15 protein-coding genes are annotated in these 18,375 nt (G+C 38.8%); 6 read left to right on the top strand and 9 right to left on the bottom strand.

Annotation, left to right across the window (positions count from 1 at the left end):
* Window positions 1–100: 100 nt before the first annotated feature.
* From ACJ5H0_RS03150 to ACJ5H0_RS03135, 4 genes are all read right to left on the bottom strand, one after another.
* Entirely contained in the window at window positions 101–793 is a 693-nt protein-coding gene (locus ACJ5H0_RS03150; RefSeq protein ID WP_172282632.1) for an MgtC/SapB family protein, read from the bottom strand.
* A gap of 273 nt (window positions 794–1,066) precedes the next feature.
* The gene (locus tag ACJ5H0_RS03145) at window positions 1,067–1,726 is read right to left on the bottom strand and encodes a phosphatase PAP2 family protein (RefSeq protein ID WP_411247125.1); all 660 of its coding nucleotides are present in this window, start codon (window positions 1,724–1,726) and stop codon (window positions 1,067–1,069) included.
* Window positions 1,727–1,958: 232 nt separating this feature from the next.
* A complete protein-coding gene (locus ACJ5H0_RS03140; RefSeq protein ID WP_411247122.1) occupies window positions 1,959–3,422 on the bottom strand; it encodes a RagB/SusD family nutrient uptake outer membrane protein in 1,464 nt (487 codons plus the stop codon).
* 6 nt (window positions 3,423–3,428) lie between these two features.
* The gene (locus tag ACJ5H0_RS03135; protein ID WP_411247119.1) at window positions 3,429–6,386 is read right to left on the bottom strand and encodes a SusC/RagA family TonB-linked outer membrane protein; all 2,958 of its coding nucleotides are present in this window, start codon (window positions 6,384–6,386) and stop codon (window positions 3,429–3,431) included.
* Between the two features lie 564 nt (window positions 6,387–6,950).
* Here ACJ5H0_RS03135 and ACJ5H0_RS03130 point away from each other — a divergent pair.
* Complete coding sequence (locus tag ACJ5H0_RS03130) at window positions 6,951–7,769, top strand: hypothetical protein (RefSeq protein WP_411247117.1); 819 nt, start codon at window positions 6,951–6,953, stop codon at window positions 7,767–7,769.
* A 4-nt stretch (window positions 7,770–7,773) separates the two neighbouring features.
* Here the strand turns inward: ACJ5H0_RS03130 and ACJ5H0_RS03125 are convergent, their stop codons facing one another.
* Both ACJ5H0_RS03125 and dinB read right to left on the bottom strand, forming a co-directional pair.
* Complete coding sequence (locus ACJ5H0_RS03125; protein WP_411247114.1) at window positions 7,774–10,827, bottom strand: DNA polymerase III subunit alpha; 3,054 nt, start codon at window positions 10,825–10,827, stop codon at window positions 7,774–7,776.
* 4 nt (window positions 10,828–10,831) lie between these two features.
* Entirely contained in the window at window positions 10,832–11,995 is a 1,164-nt protein-coding gene (dinB, locus tag ACJ5H0_RS03120) for a DNA polymerase IV (protein ID WP_172282651.1), read from the bottom strand.
* Between the two features lie 61 nt (window positions 11,996–12,056).
* Between dinB and ACJ5H0_RS03115 the strand changes: the two genes are divergently transcribed.
* The 5 genes from ACJ5H0_RS03115 (at window position 12,057) to ACJ5H0_RS03095 (ending at window position 14,444) form a co-directional block, all read left to right on the top strand.
* On the top strand, window positions 12,057–12,827 hold the full coding sequence (locus tag ACJ5H0_RS03115; protein WP_273648057.1) for an XRE family transcriptional regulator: 771 nt from the start codon (window positions 12,057–12,059) through the stop codon (window positions 12,825–12,827).
* Window positions 12,828–13,025: 198 nt separating this feature from the next.
* The gene (locus tag ACJ5H0_RS03110; RefSeq protein ID WP_411247109.1) at window positions 13,026–13,253 is read left to right on the top strand and encodes a glutathione synthase; all 228 of its coding nucleotides are present in this window, start codon (window positions 13,026–13,028) and stop codon (window positions 13,251–13,253) included.
* Window positions 13,254–13,265: 12 nt separating this feature from the next.
* Window positions 13,266–13,490 (top strand): hypothetical protein, encoded by a 225-nt coding sequence (locus tag ACJ5H0_RS03105; protein WP_273648055.1) that lies wholly within the window; start codon window positions 13,266–13,268, stop codon window positions 13,488–13,490.
* Window positions 13,491–13,592: 102 nt separating this feature from the next.
* Entirely contained in the window at window positions 13,593–13,763 is a 171-nt protein-coding gene (locus ACJ5H0_RS03100) for a lmo0937 family membrane protein (protein ID WP_172282659.1), read from the top strand.
* Window positions 13,764–13,832: 69 nt separating this feature from the next.
* Window positions 13,833–14,444, top strand: a complete 612-nt coding sequence (locus tag ACJ5H0_RS03095; protein ID WP_273648053.1) for an alpha-ketoglutarate-dependent dioxygenase AlkB family protein — start codon at window positions 13,833–13,835, stop codon at window positions 14,442–14,444.
* Window positions 14,445–14,446: 2 nt separating this feature from the next.
* Here the strand turns inward: ACJ5H0_RS03095 and ACJ5H0_RS03090 are convergent, their stop codons facing one another.
* The 3 genes from ACJ5H0_RS03090 to ACJ5H0_RS03080 all read right to left on the bottom strand — a co-directional run bounded on the left by ACJ5H0_RS03090 (window position 14,447) and on the right by ACJ5H0_RS03080 (window position 18,340).
* Complete coding sequence (locus tag ACJ5H0_RS03090) at window positions 14,447–14,896, bottom strand: NUDIX hydrolase (RefSeq protein WP_411247101.1); 450 nt, start codon at window positions 14,894–14,896, stop codon at window positions 14,447–14,449.
* 37 nt (window positions 14,897–14,933) lie between these two features.
* The gene (gene acnA / locus ACJ5H0_RS03085; RefSeq protein WP_306612371.1) at window positions 14,934–17,705 is read right to left on the bottom strand and encodes an aconitate hydratase AcnA; all 2,772 of its coding nucleotides are present in this window, start codon (window positions 17,703–17,705) and stop codon (window positions 14,934–14,936) included.
* 227 nt (window positions 17,706–17,932) lie between these two features.
* Window positions 17,933–18,340: a GNAT family N-acetyltransferase gene (locus ACJ5H0_RS03080; protein WP_273648051.1), complete on the bottom strand. Its 408-nt coding sequence runs from the start codon at window positions 18,338–18,340 to the stop codon at window positions 17,933–17,935.
* Between the last annotated feature and the right edge of the window lie 35 nt (window positions 18,341–18,375).

Here is an 18,375-nt window from a genome sequence, read left to right as displayed (position 1 = left end):
TGCAATATTAATCTTGCTTAATCTATAAATCTGCATAAATGAAGCGGATCATTTTGCTGTATAATCCTTAAAGTTGAAAAAGAATTTAAAGAAAGATTTATTAGATATGAGAATTAATCTCAGTTATCCCTTCAATCGTTTTAAACTCATCTAATGCTGAAAGTATTTGAGATGGAGGGGAATTGTAATCAAAGGTAACCTTTAGTTCATCGGATGAGCTGTCCTTACTGCTGTGTATGAATATTTCACTCGTCACCAATTCATATTTAGTGAATATACTTTCAATCTGAGCAAGGCTGATCAGTCCGGAATTATAGAACAAGGTCATGGTTTTACCTTTTGTACTTTTAAAAAGCTTTCTTTCAAATGGTTTTAATAGAGCCAGAATAACAAGGATGATCACCGTGGCAATGAAGGCTGGAAAATACAAGCCACCCCCAACGGCTAATCCGATACCTGCAACAGCCCATAATCCTGCCGCTGTAGTAAGTCCGATTATAATTTGTGGTCTGAGAAAAAGAATGGTACCGGCTCCCAAAAAGCCTATTCCACTGATGACCTGGGCAGCAATCCGTGAAGGGTCGAGCACAATAGAAGGTTTTCCCATAATATCATTAAAGCCAAAAGCAGAAACAATCATAATTAAAGAAGAACCTACACAAACCAACATATGGGTTCTTAAACCTGCCACCCCCTCTTTCCTTTGTCTGTCCCAACCGACAAGACCGCCGAATACAGCAGCAACAAGCAGGCGGATGGCTATTTCCTGATTAGCTAAGTTATAATTAAGCATAATGTTAAGAATTAAAGTGTAACGAATATTTCAGAGTGTTTTGCTATTGGACTGAGTTTCAATAAGCAGAAATAAAACAACTCATAGGGATATGGTCGCAAAAAAGATACCATTTTGAAGTATTGTTACATCGCGAAAAAGCGAAAAGCCGGAATCGAATAAAGCTGGAAGGTAAAATTGCAGATTTATTGAATTGTAAATTTTGTTTTTTGAGAAGCCGGTTTTATGCAATTTTGCCTTTTCGCCATTATATCACTTTACTATTCAGCAACTTTATGGTGCAGTTCTTATATTTTTCACATAGACGGATCCCAAAGCAAAGAGACAGAGAATCCCTACAATAAATCCGCCTAAAACATCTGTAAACCAATGTGCTCCCAGATAAATACGGGAAAAAGCTCCTGCAAATATCATCAGCAGACATGTGGCAACAAGGAATATACGCACGGTATATTTTATGGTCTTCATATGAAGGAAAATTAGAATCAGCGCTCCGAAAAAAGTGGTATAAAATAAAACGTGTCCGCTTGGAAAACTCTGGTATTGGGTTTTTTCTAAAAGAACGACCAGATCCTGGGAAGGACGCGGTCTGTTGATGATGATTTTAAGGATTAAGCCTACAAGTCCTGATAACAATGTGGATACAATAAATACGGCTTCTTTTCTATACCGTAATAAAACCAGTACAAGGGCAATAAGGAAAACCATAACCACTGATACCGGGGTTCTTCCCAACCAGCTGATACCTATCATTAATGCGTCAAGATTCCTGGTTTGATTCTCCTGTATTTCTCTGGAAATATGGAGGTCCAGATATTCGGGAGAAATAAAAGTAACAAAAAGGCTCAACAGAATAAACAGCACCACTAAACTCATAAGTATTGCTTTAAATAGAAGTTTTTTATTGGCCTCCAGATAAGTTAGGAATTTCATATTTTAAAAATTAATCAGGATAAAATAAGTACACCAATTTCAAATTAATTTTGAATTGACCAGAGATCAATTAATTTCATTATGGTAATACTGAGCATCTATCATAACAAAATGTGTGCTAATGCGAGGCTATAAGTTGAATTGCCATAGACGTAATATACAAAAAAGCCGGAGTGAAAATACTCCGGCTACAAATTGCTAATAATTTGTTGATATGAATGAATGTGTGTTGCTAGTCGTTTTGTTTGATCTGTGGATTGTTATTGATCTCTTTATTAGGAATCTGGAACCTGAATTTATCGGGTGAAAGATTGAATCTGCCAAACGTATGGTTGGTTCCCGGATATATTCTTTCCAGAGGAACATTCAGTCTTTTCATGTCAAACCAGTCATAACCTTCACCCCATAATTCTATCCTTTTTTGCAGGATAATTTCATTGATCAGCTCATTTCCGGTTTTGGTAGATAACGTGTAGGCACTGTTTCTTTTCGAAGTGATTTCATACAATACCTGTCTGGCTTCTGCTTCCCTTCCCTGTCTGGCCATTGCTTCAGCCTGTATGTAATATAATGATGAAGCCCTGATATAAATATAATCCCCTTCAAAAAAAGTAGGGTCTTTAAATTTCCAGCTCACATATGCAGGATAATTTCTTGTTTCTCCATTAAAAGTATAGGAATTGCTTTGTGCTCCGTTGAATACTTTTTTGCGATAATCCGTTTCTGGAATAGCTTCATACAACCTTTTGTCGATAAGCTTATAGATACCGGCAGCACCGGCATATCCTTTATTGGTATTATCAAACATAGAGAAGAAAGAAGCATAGTAATTTCCAATACTCATTGTGGATGTCGTATTGTGGAAACCCCACAATACTTCCGGATTATTGATATTGGAAAACCCGGTTGTCGTATACTCATTTTCGGTCATCAGTGCTATTCCCTGCTTGCTTTCTTCAGCATATTTTGCTGCTTTTATGTAATCTCCTGTCTGTAAATAAACTTCTGAGGCTATAGCTTTTGCCGTTCTTTGGTCTATCTGGGCTCTGGATGGGCGGGCATAGCTATCCAGAAGGATAATAGATTCTTCAATATCACTGGCAATCTGTTTATATACATCCGATATGATTGCTCTGGGAAGTCCCTGGCTTGGGTTGCTGCTTGTTAAGACCAAAGGAACTCCCGGCTCCGATTGATGTCCTTTGTAATCGTTGGCGTAAAACCGCACCAGATAAAAATAGGAGTAAGCTCTGAGGGCGAGAAGTTGTCCTTTAATGGCTTTATTATTATCGTTACCATTTTTCTGCAGACCATCCAGAAGTTTGTTGATGATAAAGATTCTCGCATAAAATGTAGTCCATACAAATTCGGATGCAGAATTATTGGCATTCGTTGCATCATAATTGTAAAACATTCCCAAATGCTGATTTTTAGCCTGGATAACGTCATTAGACATCAGATCTGATCCTGCTTTTATCGCCATAATTCCAAAATCCGAATGTAAGGTCGTTCCTCCGGCTCCGTTACTGCGGAGATCAAGGTATATTCCACCCAGTATTTTTTCAGGTGATGACTGATCATTATTCAACTGTTCACCGGAGATATCTCCATCCGGATCTGTATTCAGATCATTGGCACAGCTTGTCATCATAACGCTTATTGACAGGGCTGCTATAAAGTATTGTATTGTTTTCATATTTTCTTAAAATGTTAATTTAAAACCTAGGGAAACACTGGATAATAAAGAGTAACGGTATGGATCGGATACGCCGGTTAATGAAGCTCTCGGATCATAACCTTTTCTTTTAGACCATAGGTAAAGGTTGTTTCCTGTAACGTAAATTTTCAGCCCCGATAAACCTGCCTGCTGCGGAAATCCGTCCGGAAGCTGATAGGATAATGTAACATCCTGAAGACTGATATAATCCGATTTTATAAGATAAAGCGTGGAGTTTCCATTCTGATTCGTAGAGGTAAGATCTACCCTTGGAAGCTGTGCACCCGGATTTTCCGGTGTCCATGTTTTGCTTAGATCTGTAGAGTAATTAGAAGCATAGCTATCGGAATGGAATAAAGATCTGTAAATATCATCATAGCCGTATCCACCGAACTGATAAGAGAAATTTACAGCCAGGTTAAATCCTTTATAAGTAAAATCAGTTCCGAAACCACCGTATACTTTTGGAATGGCGGATTTACCCGTATTGTAATCTGTTGCATCCTTATAATTCCGGGTAACAGTTGTTTCCTCTTTCTGGGTATTAGGGTTTAATGCTGTACGGTACCATAAAGCATCTCCGTTAGAAGGGTCTACACCTGCAAATTTTTTAAGATAGTAAGTATACCTGTCGCCTCCTTCCGTAAGGATAAAAAGTCCGGAAACAAGACCTGTATTCCTTTGTTCGGCCGGTAATCTGGTGATTTTATTTTTGTAATGGGTGGCATTCGCATATACATTCCATTGGAATTGATCGGAGTGCAGGATTTCAGCGCTTAGATTGGCCTGAACTCCCCTGTTGATCATGTCACCGATATTGCCGTACTTTATGTAGGATCCGGCATTGGAAGGCGGTAATGGAAGCATATAGATCATATCGGATACTTTTCTTTCGAAATAATCTGCATTCAGGCTGATCCTGTTTTGTAGCAGGGATATTTCAAAACCTGCATTCAGGTTTTTGGAAGTTTCCCATTTTAAGTCCTTATTTCCCTGCTTTTTAAGGGAAAGAACGGGCTTATCATTTCCAAAGTTATTGATGCCATAGATGTCCTGGTATGCATAATAATCTCTTGTTCCGTCATTAAGTAATATGTTATCATTACCCTGTTGACCGTATGAAGCTTTTAACCTTAAGGAGCTGATTACTTCATTATCTTTAAGGAAATCTTCTTTGGCTACATTCCATGCAGCTCCCAGACCATAAAAGGTACCCCATCTGCTATCCGGCGAAAATACAGACGATCCGTCTCTTCGGATATTGGCATTGAAAAAATACTTATTATCATAGTTATAAAGTAATCTGGAAAAGTAGCCTTCTACAGCATATTCGTAGCCATTCCCCGATAAATCTGTTATTTTTACAGCATTGTCAAAAGATAACGAGTTGGGTAATAACAGTTGTTGTTTTGATCCGGAAAACCCTTCATTTTTTATTTTATTGAGTTCATGCCCAATAAGGATATTGAAACTATGTTTGTCTAGTTTTTTCTGATAAGTAAGGAGCTGCTGATGGTTTAATGTATGCTTGAATGTGGAGCCCATATTGATGGTTCCCCCGACAGATGATGAAGTTCCTCCGACGGTATTGCCATATCTGAGGTCTTTAAGATTTTCCAGATATGCTCCAAAGTTATAGGTGAAATCCAATCCTTTGACAATTTCGTAATTGAGGCCCAGATTAATGTTGGTGAGATTGCTTGTTGTCCGGAATTTATCCTGCTGAAGATTGGCTACCGGGTTTTCATAGACAGCATAAGACCTTCCTGCTCCGTTTGGACCACTGGAATCCCCGTAATCATAGAGTGGATTTCCATTATTGTCATAAATGATCTGGTAATTATCATTCCTAAGGAAAACAGGATAGAAAGGAGCAATATTTCTTGCAAACTGGAACGGATTGGAAAATCCTCCCGATTCACCAAAATCCTGCTGGCTGTAAGTATAAGACAGGCTGCTGATCAGTTTTAACTTTGAGGTGATAGTATAATCCAGATTGGATCGTATTCCGAATCTTTCAAAACCGGAAGAAATAAGATATCCCTTATCATCTAAATAATTCAGGGAGGTATAGGATTTTATCTGGTCATTATTGGCGCTGATCCCTACATTGGCTTCTCTTCTTAATCCGGGTTTAAAAAGAAGTTTTTTCCAGTTGTCCTGGTAGATAAGTTGGGCACTTTTGTTAAAGGTACCATCCTGCCCTATCATTTGACTGAAAGGGACATTGTAGGCATTGTATCTCAAGCTGGTCAGAGCAATTATTCCAACTTCATGAGGGTTAGTACCGGAAGGAACCGCTCCGGGTTGTGTTAATCTGGCAATTTCACCGATCCTTGCCCGGTTATAATAAGCGGTGTAGTAATCCTGTGGTGAAGTATACACTGAATAATCTTCAACAGATCTGAAATTAACCCCTGTTCTGATATCTGCTTCTATATGAAGGCCTTTGGATTTACCCCTTTTGGTGTTTACAATGATCACACCATTGGCTCCCCTGGAACCATATAATGCGTTGGAAGAAGCATCTTCAAGAAAGGAGATGCTTTCAATATCAGATCCCGGAATGCTGTTAAGGTTTCCGTTATAAGGAATGCCGTCCAATACGATTAATGGATCACTTGAAGCATTGATCGAACCTATTCCTCTCATTCTGATGACAGGCTGTGAACCTGGCTGACCTGAGGATACTACCTGTACCCCTGCTACTTTACCCCCGATTCCCTGTAAAACATTTCCGTTTTGGAGATTAGCAATATCTTTTGTCTTTAAAGACTGTACGGATCCTGTTATTTCTTCTTTTTTCTGTTTTCCAAAGGCTACCACCACGACTTCTTTTATAGACTGCTCTTTGGTGGAAAGGCTGTCCCTATTTTGTGCAAAGCCAAATTCTGCAATTAAGATCATGGCCAGTGCACCAATTTTACATTGGTTTTTCTTCATTATATATTAATTTAAGTAGGTTAAAAAATGAGATGGATGCTTACTGTTTTTTTCCGGTAAGAAATAATAATCCTCCTCCCTCCTTTTCCGGGACGGCTATAATAGAGTCGTTAAATTGTACGGGAATTACTTCTGTTTAAAAACCTGTAATTATTGGGTTTTAATTTCTACAGTAAAGGTGGCTTATGACTTCATCATCATGTAGCACATCATAAAATCAAAACACATGTGTTGTAACATAAGATCGTGTTGTGAAAGACAGTTGCCTGTACTCCATTCGTCTTGAATGGATACCGTTGCTGTCATCGTGCATAAATAAGGATGAGATGAAGTTTTATTCATGAGAATAAAGTTTATTTTTTTAACTGTGTCAAAAGTATTTAATTCTTCACAAATCTTAACCAAGGAGGGACATGAGATAAATCATATTAGTCTATTAATTTAGTAGACTAATTAAAATTATAACATGGATTCCAGAATTCTTCCAGATTTTGTCCCGATTTTCGACACTTTAAAAGTCATTTAAATAATACGTGGAGTTAAAAAGCCTTTAAATTTGTGATAATGAAGAATGTTTTATGGGAACGATCGTTGAGATTAAAAAAAATTGCCGGAGCCTTATTGCTGTTCGGAAGTCTCTTTTTACAAGCCCAGATCAGCCCGCCGGGTTTAGGGGAAGCCAATACAGCATTCTGGGGTGCATTTGGTGTTCGCCGTAGAATGGATTCATTGGGGAAAAAGCAAACTTTAAGTTATGTTGCGATAGGCCGTAAAAGTGAGCCGGACCGGAATAATTTGGTTTCCAGGCAGGCGATCCTGGTATTGAATCATGAGGTGTATCATTCGTTTGCCCCGCACCAGCAATACAGTTATGCATTCAGTTATCGTCGTCAGCCTCAATATGATGAGGTCTCCCCTTATGAAAAAGAAGGTATAGAGCAGGAATTCAGGATCTATGGGAGGTATGCATATACTTTTAATCTCGGAGAAAGATGGAAGCTTAAAAATACCGTGCGACAGGAATTCAGAAAGTTTTTTGATCCTGACTTCCATAATGTGGAAGAAGATTTTCAGTTAAGGACCCGTCTTAAAAGCCAGATCACCTATAGCCTGCCATCAGAGAATAGCCAGAAATTGATGCTTAGCGTAGAAGGATTATTTTCTGTGAGCCATCTTAATGAGCCGGATAAGGAATGGACCCCTTTTGGATACCGGGAAATGCGTATTGCTGCTTATTATATGTTTGATATTCCCAATTCTCCTTTTACGGTAGATATCGGTTATATGGATGACCTGATCAGAGACAGCCACAGCATACATAAAGGTGGTGTCCATTATCTTGCCGCTGACCTGATCTGGAATCTGCCTTATAAAAAGAAATAAATATTTATTTCAGCTTGTTTCTGGGGAGTCCGATTTCGTGGGCTTGGGGATAAGGAAGCCTGTTTGTCATACTTACGTCCTCTCTGATCTGTTTATGAATATCGTATTGCATTTCTTTGTCATATGCATATCTTGGATCAGGAATGAATGGCATTTTGGCCATTTTGGTAACCGTAATGGTCGGAAAATGAAAATCAACTTCCACAGTTCCTAGAAGAAGATAGCATCCCCCACCCTGAAATGTATACTTTTCAAGACTATCCGGAAAATGGGCAGTATCAAAGTAGTCGCCGTTCACATCGATCCAGGTTCCGAAATACATCGTTCCTTTTTTGGTAGGGACATGTTTTCTGGAGATGAGGTAGGCCAGCATTTTTACCTGTTTTTTATGGTACTGTAGCAGGTCTTTCACAAAAACGGAACCTCTGTAACCGGTCTTCAGCAAGTCAAAAGGACTGCATGATATGGTAAACCCCAGAATTTCAATTTCATCGAAAGCATCTTCAAAAGTTTCCCTTTTCAGCCGGGGAAGCTTGTATTCTTTAACAGGTTCTTCGATCAGCATCAATCCTCTGTTTTCCGGTTTGAAATTAACCAGGAGCATCCTTACTTCCACCAGTAGTTCGTTTTTCTGTTTTCCGGTAAACCGGAAAGCTCCGATGAAAATAAGTATTTGTGCGGTTTCAAGTCCGACAGGGACTCTTCGGATAAAATCCTCCAGGGATTTATAATTCCCGTTTCTGGCTCTTTCCTCAACGATAAAATGGGCAATCCTGGTTTCAAGCCCCTGTAAATGCATTAACCCGAGATAAATTTCTTTTCCGTGCAGGGTGGTTTGAAAATCACTGGTGTTCACGCAAGGGTTGCAGACAATTCCACCCGACATTTTGGTTTCATGAATGTACACCTCGGTGCGGTAAAATCCACCCATGTTATTGATCACGGAAACCATAAACTCTAGAGGGTAATATACTTTCAGATATAAACTCTGATAACTTTCTACCGCATAGGAAGCCGAATGGGCTTTACAGAAAGAATAACCAGCAAACGATTCTATCTGGCGGTATGCTTCAGCAGTCAGTTCCAATGAATGTCCTTTATCTTCACAGGATTTAAAGAAATTTGCTTTTACTTCCTGAAGCTTTTCAATGGAACGTCCTTTTCCGCTCATTGCCCTTCTGAGAATATCTCCATCTGCTAATGTTAATCCCCCAAAATACTGGGAGATTTTAATCACATCCTCCTGATACACCATGATCCCATAAGTTTCTTTCAGATGTTCTTCAAATACGGAATGAAAATATTCAAACTGATCGGGATGGTTATGCCGGAAGATGTATTCACGCATCATTCCGCTTTGGGCAACACCGGGTCTGATAATGGAAGAAGCCGCCACTAAAATTTTATAGTTATCACATTTCAACCTTCGCAAGAGCCCCCGCATGGCAGGACTTTCAATATAAAAACAACCTATTGTTCTGCCTTGTGCCAGATATTCATTACACACTTCTTCATCTTTGGAAATTGAGGTATCCCGAATATCTATATCAATATTCCTTGTTTTTTTGATCAGCTTAACGGTATCGTTAATGGTTCCTAAACCTCTTTGGGAAAGTATATCAAATTTTTCAAAACCGATATCTTCAGCAACATTCATATCGAACTGGACAATGGGAAATCCTTTAGGAGGCATTTCAAGGGCTGTAAAATGGGTAATAGGCTCTTCCGAAATCAGAATTCCGCAAGCATGCATACTCCTTTGATTAGGAAATTTTTCTAATAATTTACCATATTTATGAACATGCTCTATAACCAGGTTTTTATCATGCAGTTCCATCCGTTGGCTGGCTAGTTCGTCCAGTTCTTCTTTTGGCAGACCAAAAACCTTTCCTACTTCACGCAATATCGATTTGTACTTAAATTCAACATTAGTTCCGCAAAATGCGACATGTTCTTTTCCATAGCGATCAAAAATATATTGCAGAATAGCATCCCTTTCCTGCCAGCTCCAGTCAATATCAAAGTCTGGAGGGGTCTTCCTATTCAGATTGAGGAAGCGTTCAAAATACAGATCCAGTTCCAGCGGGCAGATATCTGTAATTTCTAAACAAAAACTTACAATACTGTTGGCTCCACTTCCCCGTCCTACATGCATAAATCCCATTCTGTTGCTGTATCTTATAATATCCCAGACGATCAGGAAGTAGGAGCTGAAATTGAGTTCATCAATTACTTTAAGCTCCATTTCAACCCTTGCTCTGGCAATTTCATGATCTAAGCCATAGCGTTTTTTTAATCCTAAATAGGCCAGTCTGGTCAGCATTTTAAGGTCTCCTTCTTTGGACCGGGTGTAATGTAATTTATTTTTAACTCTCTTATAGTCAAACTCAAAATGACAGGAATTGAGAATATGCTGTGTATTTTTAATAATTTCTGGATACTGATAAAAAGCATCACGGAGACTTTGTTCCCGTTTGAAATATTCCGTTTTATGGCAGGTGTCATCTTCAGTCAGTTTACTGAGGAGTGTATTGTTATCTATGGCCCGAAGAATACAGTGCAGGTTATAATCCTTTCTGGTGTCGAATGTTATCGGATGCAGTACCACCATTTTATGGATGAGGTTCTGATATTCAGTACGGATAAGAAGTGTCAATTCTTCCTCCCGGATCCCTATAAACTCATTTTCTCTAAGTGTTTCAGGAATATTTTCTTTAGGATAGATCACAAATACATTGGCAAATTGCGGAGCGGCTTCCGTGAGGTCTTTTCCATTGCAGTTATAATCCGTAATCATTTGGTTGACCTCTCCAATCCCGCTGAATTCTTTTGCTATAGCAACATACAGAAGCCTGCCTTCTTTCCTTATTTCAACTCCGGCGATGGGTTTTATACCACATTGGTCACATAACGTTTTAAATTCGTAGATTCCGGTAATGGTATTGATATCCGTTAAAACCAATTCCCGGACTCCTGATTTCTGAGCTTGTTTTACCAGCTCTTTGATGGATAGTGTGCCATAACGAAGGCTGTGGAAAGAATGACAATTGAGAAACATAGCGTTAGAATAATCTGTTTTTATTTTCTAAATCAAATCCGGAAGCTCTGCCGACAGCCTGGGCTCCAAAACGGTTTTTGATATAATCCATCGACTGATAAAGATTCATCAGCTCTTCAGTATCTTCGAAAAGATCCATCTGATGGTTTCCATGAACCAGCCCTGTGAAGCGTAACCCTACCAGACGAAGGCGCATTCTTCTGGTGTAGGCTTTTTGGAATAATTCCAGGGCAACCCGTGAAAGGGTGTGATCTGCAGAAGTATAAGATACTTTACATTGTTTGGTCTCCGTATCAAAATTGGAATACCGGATCTTAATCGTTACCGTTGAAGTCAACCATCTTTCTTTCCGGAGCTGATAGGCCAGCTGCTCAGCCATTCCCGATATCAGCCCTTTTAAAGAAACCATATCCATGGTATCATTCGAAAAAGTTCTTTCCGTTGAGATTGATTTCCTTTCTGAATAAGGAATAACCGGATTTTCATCAATTCCATTGGCTTTTTTCCAGAGTTCAATCCCGTTTTTTCCGATCATCTGTTGTAATACCAGAACAGGCATTTCAGATAATGTATGAATGGTGCGGATTCCTATTCTTGAAAGGAGCTGAAAAGTAGCATTTCCTACCATCGGAATCTTCCTTATTGATAAAGGGTTAAGAAATCCCTGCATATTCTGCGGCTTTATTTCGAGCTTTCCATCGGGTTTAGATTCCCCACTTCCGATTTTTGAGACGGTTTTGTTGTTGGATAATGCAAAGCTGATGGGAAGTCCCGTTTCTTTTGTGACGGCAGCAGCAATTTCTGTAGTCCACTGATAGCATCCGAAAAACTGATCCATTCCGGACAGGTCGAGATAAAATTCATCAATACTGGCTTTCTCCATTACCGGAACTTTACTTTGAATGACCTCTGTTACCAGATGGGATAAGTTGGAATACATTTCATGATCTCCACGGATCACTTTAGCATCAGGGCAGAGCTTAAGTGCCATTCTTATCGGCATGGCAGAGCGTACCCCAAACTTTCTTGCTTCATAGGAACATGATGCTACTACTCCACGGTCCCCACCTCCTATGATCAGAGGGATTCCGTTAAGTTCTGAGTTATTAAGACGCTCACAGGATACAAAAAATGTATCCAGGTCCATATGTACAATCGATCGTTCCACGAAACAAAATTAGTTACAATTTGTATCAAAATTATTATATTTGTTGATATAATTTATAGCAATGTCAATTTTAGCAGAAAACATAAGGTATTTGAGAGATCAATTGAAATTATCTCAACAATCCGTAGCAGATAACTTATCAATCACGCGCGGACGGTATGCGAAGTATGAAGATGGCGCTTCACAACCTCCGATAGAGCTATTGATTAAGATGTCCAGGTACTATAGGGTAAGTATCGATCTGATGGTAACGATAGACCTTAAGAAATATCCATTAAATGATATTATTAATCTTCCCGATAACAGAATTGTGCTTCCCGTCGTAGTTGATCAATCAGGAAATAACAGCATTGAAATTATTCCTCAGAAAGCATCAATGGGATACCTGTCCGGATATACCGATCCAGGGTACATTGAAAGCCTCCAGAATATCTCCCTACCCTTTCTTACAAATGGAAAATACAGGGCTTTTCCTGTAGAAGGAGATTCGATGCCGCCTTTTAAAGATGGTTCTTATATTGTCGGAAAATACATTGAAAAAACAGAAGACCTGAAGCCTGATAAAACATACATTTTTGTAACGTTAAATGATGGAATTACTTATAAAAGATTTAAATCCAGAAAAGAAAATGCACTTCATATAGCGGCTGACAATCCATTTTATGAGCCTTATGATATTATTTTGAGTGATTTACTGGAGGTTTGGGAATATGCCTGTGGAATTTCGATCCGGGAATTTGAAAATGAAGACCACACCCAAAGTGTAAAAGATATGTTTCTGGAATTGCGGAGAGATATCAAAAATCTTAATCAAAAGGTATCAGGATTGTAGTGATGATAAAAATAAATCCGTTTTAAGTTGAATTACCTTATAAATGATTGATTATCAAAATATATGAAATCCTGCAGATATGCTATTGATAATGGGATTGATTGCTGTGTTGTATGTTAAAAGTGAAAAAAAATAACATATTTGTAAAAAATGGCATAATTTATTCTTTATATAAACCGAATTCTTATACTTTATATCATGGCACATCGAAATTTACATAAAGAAGATTTTGTACCCACTGATGACGGACGATATCAGATTGAATACAAAAAAACAGAAATTGGAGAAGGCTCGAATCTTACTGTAGAGAAAAGAAATGAAGATGGAAGTTACGAGGTTATACAGGCTATGATAAGAAGACTGAACGACCGTATTTTTATCAGTTGGAGTGAGCCGTTTGAGGGCAGACTTATCTTTGAAAAGTAATAAAAAAGCAATATGAAGTACAACGAAGCAGTTCAGCATAAAAAAGAATCTTTAAAAAAAGCTGATGAAACGGTATTGAAGGATTATCATATCATTATTACCCCAGCTAATACGGAAGAAAGTCAAAAACACATTGAGGCTTTTCTGAAAGCTCCTGATAAATTTGATGATGAAAGTTGTAAAAAGTTTTGTTCGGATGGTGAATATCAGGTTGTAAGTTTTAGAAAAGAGGAGTAACCAACGAAGAAACGTATTGAGGTTCTGAATTCAGGATAAAAATTGAATAACAAAAGGCATAAGGTATGCTTTAATAAAATAAATCACTTAAAATATACAGTTATGAGAAGTTTATTATGGTTAGTCGCAGTTATTTGTATTGTTGTTTGGCTTTTAGGAATGCTAAACGTTATACCCGGAATAAGTACCGGATATTTAGTTCATGTTTTATTGGTTATTGCCATTATTGTCGTTCTTTATAATATTATTTCAGGCAGAAAGCCTCTTGATTAAAATTTAAAATATTAAAATATCCTTTACCGGATTATTTACCGGTGAAGGATATTTTTTTAATTTCTCACAATGGACCAGCTTAGCTTATTTGATGCAGAAGAATATTACCAGTTTCCTAAAGAGTTATTGGAATATACGGATCATTTTCTATCACAACAGGAAGCAAAAGAGCTTCAGGAGTTTTTAATGGAAACTGCCCCATGGATCCAGACGACTCAGAAAATGTATGACAAAGAAGTTTTGACGCCACGCCTGACCGCTTGGTATGGAGACGAAGGCAAATCTTATCAGTTAAGTGGTACCCGTGTTGTGGTTAATCCATGGTCCCCTGAATTACTGGCATTGAAACAGCGTTTGGAACAGACAACCGGATATACATTCAATTCAGTATTACTGAACCTGTACAGAAATGGCAATGATTCCGTTGCGTGGCACAGGGACAGAGACAGTGAGTTGGGGAACCGGCCTGTAATCGCTTCTCTGAGTCTTGGACAGGTCAGAAATTTTGATTTCCGTAAAGTGGATGATCATCATTTAAAATACAGCCTCCCTCTTTCGCATGGATCGCTGTTGATCATGAAAGGTAATTTGCAGGTTAACTGGGAACATAGAATTGCGAAATCAACCAAGCCTATGCAACCCCGGATCAACCTTACTTTTCGATTGATTAAAGAATTGTAATCTTACTTTTGCAACAGTTCCTCCAGTTCTGAAAGGAACAACACCTGCGCTGGATTAATACGTATTTTTGCTTCTTCTGAATCGAACCATTCCCATTGGTCTACCTCCGGTATTTCCATACGTTTTCCTGATCTTGGCGGCCATTCTATTTGTAAAGAATTGCTGAAAAGCTGTGTCGTTTCAATATCTGTTTCTATTGCCCAGGCATGAACTGTTTTACCTCCTTTCTGCCGGATGGGAGTCAGTCCTATGAATTCTCCTTCTATAGATTGTCCGGTTTCCTCTTTAAATTCTATGCGGGCCCGTTCCAGAGGATCTTCCCCCTGTTCTATTTCTCCTTTGGGAATGGACCAGGCACCTTTATCTTTATTCTTCCAGAAGGGGCCTCCCGGATGAACCAGAAAATAAAACAGATGGTTATTTTCTTTTTTTAAATAATAAGATGCCTGCACTTGTTTTCATTCCATCGTATAGTCCGGATTCCGGAGATTAATTATTTTTTAAATAATCCCGTAAAACGTACTGTAATATTCCCTGGTTTTTATAATATTCAATTTCTATTGCCGAATCTAATCTTGCCTTAACGGTGAATACTGTTTCTTTTCCTGAAGGATGTACAGCTTTTACATTAAGCATTTTATGCGGAACCAGATTTTCCTCTAAACCGGTGATGGTATACGTTTCCGTTCCGTCCAATCCTAAAGAGGCTGCATTTTCTCCATCATTGAAAACCAATGGTGCCACACCCATTCCAACCAGATTGCTTCTATGGATACGTTCAAAGCTTTCAGCGATCACCGCTTTTACACCTAACAGGAAAGTTCCTTTTGCAGCCCAGTCACGGGAGGATCCTGATCCATATTCTTTACCCGCTAAAATAATCAGCGGTGTATGGTCTTTTTGGTATTGCATGGCGGTATCAAAAACCGTTTTAACTTCTCCTGTAGGTAAATAACGACTGTATCCACCCTCTCTGTCAGCTATTTTATTTTTTATCCTTACGTTGGCAAAAGTTCCGCGCATCATCACTTCATGATTTCCTCTTCTGGAACCATAAGAATTAAAATCTTCTTTGTTTACATTATTGGCTTTCAGATAACTTCCTGCCGCAGAGTCTTCTTTAAAAGATCCCGCCGGTGAAATGTGATCGGTGGTTACAGAATCTCCGAGATACAGCAGCACTTTTGCATTTTTTATATCGGTTACAGGATCCGGCTGAGCCTTGATATTTTCAAAAAAAGGAGCTTCTTTGATATAGGTTGAGCTTTTGTTCCATTCGAAATTCTGATCCAGGTTAACTTCAAGATCCTGCCAGTCTTCTGAACCATCAAAGATTACATTATAAACGTCTTCAAAATCTTCCTGTTTCATGCACTCATTGATCGTTCTTTGGATCTCTTCGCGTGAAGGCCAGATGTCTTTTAAATAGACAGGCTGCCCATTCGGATCATAGTCCAGAGGATCTGTAATTAAATTGATATCAACATGTCCAACCAAAGCATAGGCAACAACCAACATTGGTGACATGAGAAAATTCATCTTAACCTGCGGATGCACTCTTGCCTCAAAATTCCTGTTTCCGGAAAGTACCGAAGCTACTACCAGCTCGCCGTTATCAACTGCTGTTGCAATAGCAGGTGGAAGTGGTCCTGAATTTCCGATACATGAGGTACAGCCATAGCCGACTGTATGAAAGCGAAGTGCCTCCAGATCTGTATTAAGTCCGGATCTTTCAAGGTATTTTGTAACGACTTTGGAACCTGGTGCCAGAGATGTCTTAACCCATGATTTTGTTCGAAGTCCTTTTTCTATGGCATTTCGGGCTAAAAGCCCTGCTCCTACCATAACAGCAGGGTTTGATGTGTTGGTGCAACTGGTAATCGCTGCAATAACAATGCTTCCGTCACTTAAGACAAATTCAGAATTATTTTGTTTGATCCTTACAGTTCGTAAAGAGTCCTGAATAACTTCCGAATGAAGTTCTCCTTCAATAGGAACTTTTCCAAACGTAAATTCCGTTCCCGAACCTCCGTCCGCTAACCAGGCATATTCTGTTCTTTTGGAAATAGGTTCGTAATTACGATGATGCTCGTCTTTTAAAACTTCAGAAAATCTCTGGCTAAGATCTTTAACTAAGATTTTATCCTGAGGACGTTTAGGCCCGGATACCGTTGGTTCAAGAGTCGACAGATCAAGTTCTGCGACGGATGAATATTTAATTTCTTCCGTTCCGGTTCTCCATAAAAGATTTTCTTTGCAGTATTCCTCAACAATTTTGATCTGTTCCGGAGAACGGTTGGTAGCATGCATGTATTCCAAAGTACGTGAGTCGATAGGGAAATAAGTAACCGTACATCCGAATTCCGGAGACATATTGGAAATGGTAGCACGGTCGGTAACCGTTAAATGATCCAGCCCTTCACCAAAGACTTCCACAAATTTCCCAACTACTCCCTGGTTTCTGAGGATCTTTGTGATTGAAAGAACCATATCGGTAGCAGTACAATGATCAGGAATTTTTCCTGTCAGTTTTAAACCTACTACCTCAGGACAGGTAAAGAAAATAGGCTGTCCCAGCATAGCTGCTTCCGCTTCTATCCCACCAACACCCCAGGCGATAACCCCGATTCCGTTTACCATTGGTGTATGTGAGTCTGTTCCTACCAATGTATCAGGAAAGAGCCATCCGTCTCTGCTGATCACCCCTTTTGCTAAATATTCCAGGTTAACCTGATGGCATATTCCCATTCCGGGAGGAACTACGGTAAAATTATTCAATCCGTGTTGTGCCCATTTCAGGACTTCATACCGTTCCTTATTCCTTTCAAACTCCAGTTCTACATTCCGGTCATAAGAATAATCGGTTCCGAAATAGTCTACTTGAACGGAATGGTCGATAACCAGATCTACCGGAATAGCTGGATTGATCTTTTGTCCGTTTTTTCCCTGCCTCACAAATTCTGCCCTTAAAGAAGCCATATCTACTACTGCCGGTACTCCGGTGAAATCCTGCATCAGGATCCTGGCGGGTTTAAAAGGGATATCCTTATCATTAGGAGCAGGTGTCCATTGCAGTAAGGTATTGATATGTTCGTCTGTAATACCAAAGCCGTCATAATTCCTTAAAACATTTTCTAGAAGAATACGGATACTGAACGGAAGATGATCCACACCTCCCGGCAGGTTTCTTAAAGAGCTATAAGTATAAGATTTTCCATCAATAGTGATTTGTTGTACAGATTTTGCGTTTGGGGTGTTCATTTCAGGTGTTTTTTATTATACATACTAAGTTACCTCAAAAAAAGAAATATGAAAAGAACATTAGGATATATTAACATTAAAGAACCTTTTTTTTCTTTAGTCTACTTCTACTTAACCCAAAAGATAGGTGGGGAATTGTTAAAACGAAAATATTGCCTTATCCATAATGATAAAATAATATGTTTGTTTATTTAGTTAATCACAAAAAAGGTGATGAATTCAACTTATTATTTAAGAGCATCAATATCATCCAGAATGTAGCATTGTTCCCACTGTACCATTCCAATCTTAGGATAATAATGTATCGCTTTTGGAGCTGCCAGCAAGATAAGTTTTGCTTCGGGAGTTTCTTTTTTAGTTAAACGGATAAGTTCTTTTCCGATGCCTGTTTTCTGGTATGCTTTATCCACGGCAAGATCTGATAGATAAGTGCAGTAAACGAAATCTGTTAACGATCTGGCAATTCCTACCAGCTTTCCCTGATCACGCGCTGTTACAATGAGGTTTGCATGTTCCAGCATTCCATTGATTCTTCTGGAGTTATTTACAGGTCTTCTTTCGCCAAGGGTTGAAGTGAGGAGAATATCGGTAAACTCTTCAGTGCTTATTTTTTCTTCTATTTGATAACTGATCATTTTTATTTTATTGATTTTTAGATAGTTAGATTGAG

The organism is Chryseobacterium proteolyticum (genome assembly GCF_046591535.1).
GTDB classification, from domain to species: domain Bacteria; phylum Bacteroidota; class Bacteroidia; order Flavobacteriales; family Weeksellaceae; genus Chryseobacterium; species Chryseobacterium proteolyticum.
Note: the sequence above shows the minus strand (reverse complement) of the source record. Positions and strands in the feature narration are given on the sequence as shown.

Excerpts from the sequence above, each read along its gene's own strand:
- ACJ5H0_RS03150 (WP_172282632.1), bottom strand. The coding sequence starts at position 793 with ATGCTTAATTATAACTTAGCTAATCAGGAAATAGCCATCCGCCTGCTT.
- ACJ5H0_RS03115 (WP_273648057.1), top strand. The coding sequence starts at position 12,057 with ATGTCAATTTTAGCAGAAAACATAAGGTATTTGAGAGATCAATTGAAA.
- ACJ5H0_RS03080 (WP_273648051.1), bottom strand. The coding sequence starts at position 18,340 with ATGATCAGTTATCAAATAGAAGAAAAAATAAGCACTGAAGAGTTTACC.
- ACJ5H0_RS03140 (WP_411247122.1), bottom strand. The coding sequence starts at position 3,422 with ATGAAAACAATACAATACTTTATAGCAGCCCTGTCAATAAGCGTTATG.
- ACJ5H0_RS03130 (WP_411247117.1), top strand. The coding sequence starts at position 6,951 with ATGAAGAATGTTTTATGGGAACGATCGTTGAGATTAAAAAAAATTGCC.
- ACJ5H0_RS03125 (WP_411247114.1), bottom strand. The coding sequence starts at position 10,827 with ATGTTTCTCAATTGTCATTCTTTCCACAGCCTTCGTTATGGCACACTA.
- ACJ5H0_RS03110 (WP_411247109.1), top strand. The coding sequence starts at position 13,026 with ATGGCACATCGAAATTTACATAAAGAAGATTTTGTACCCACTGATGAC.
- acnA (WP_306612371.1), bottom strand. The coding sequence starts at position 17,705 with ATGAACACCCCAAACGCAAAATCTGTACAACAAATCACTATTGATGGA.
- ACJ5H0_RS03145 (WP_411247125.1), bottom strand. The coding sequence starts at position 1,726 with ATGAAATTCCTAACTTATCTGGAGGCCAATAAAAAACTTCTATTTAAA.
- ACJ5H0_RS03135 (WP_411247119.1), bottom strand. The coding sequence starts at position 6,386 with ATGAAGAAAAACCAATGTAAAATTGGTGCACTGGCCATGATCTTAATT.
- ACJ5H0_RS03100 (WP_172282659.1), top strand. The coding sequence starts at position 13,593 with ATGAGAAGTTTATTATGGTTAGTCGCAGTTATTTGTATTGTTGTTTGG.
- ACJ5H0_RS03105 (WP_273648055.1), top strand. The coding sequence starts at position 13,266 with ATGAAGTACAACGAAGCAGTTCAGCATAAAAAAGAATCTTTAAAAAAA.
- ACJ5H0_RS03095 (WP_273648053.1), top strand. The coding sequence starts at position 13,833 with ATGGACCAGCTTAGCTTATTTGATGCAGAAGAATATTACCAGTTTCCT.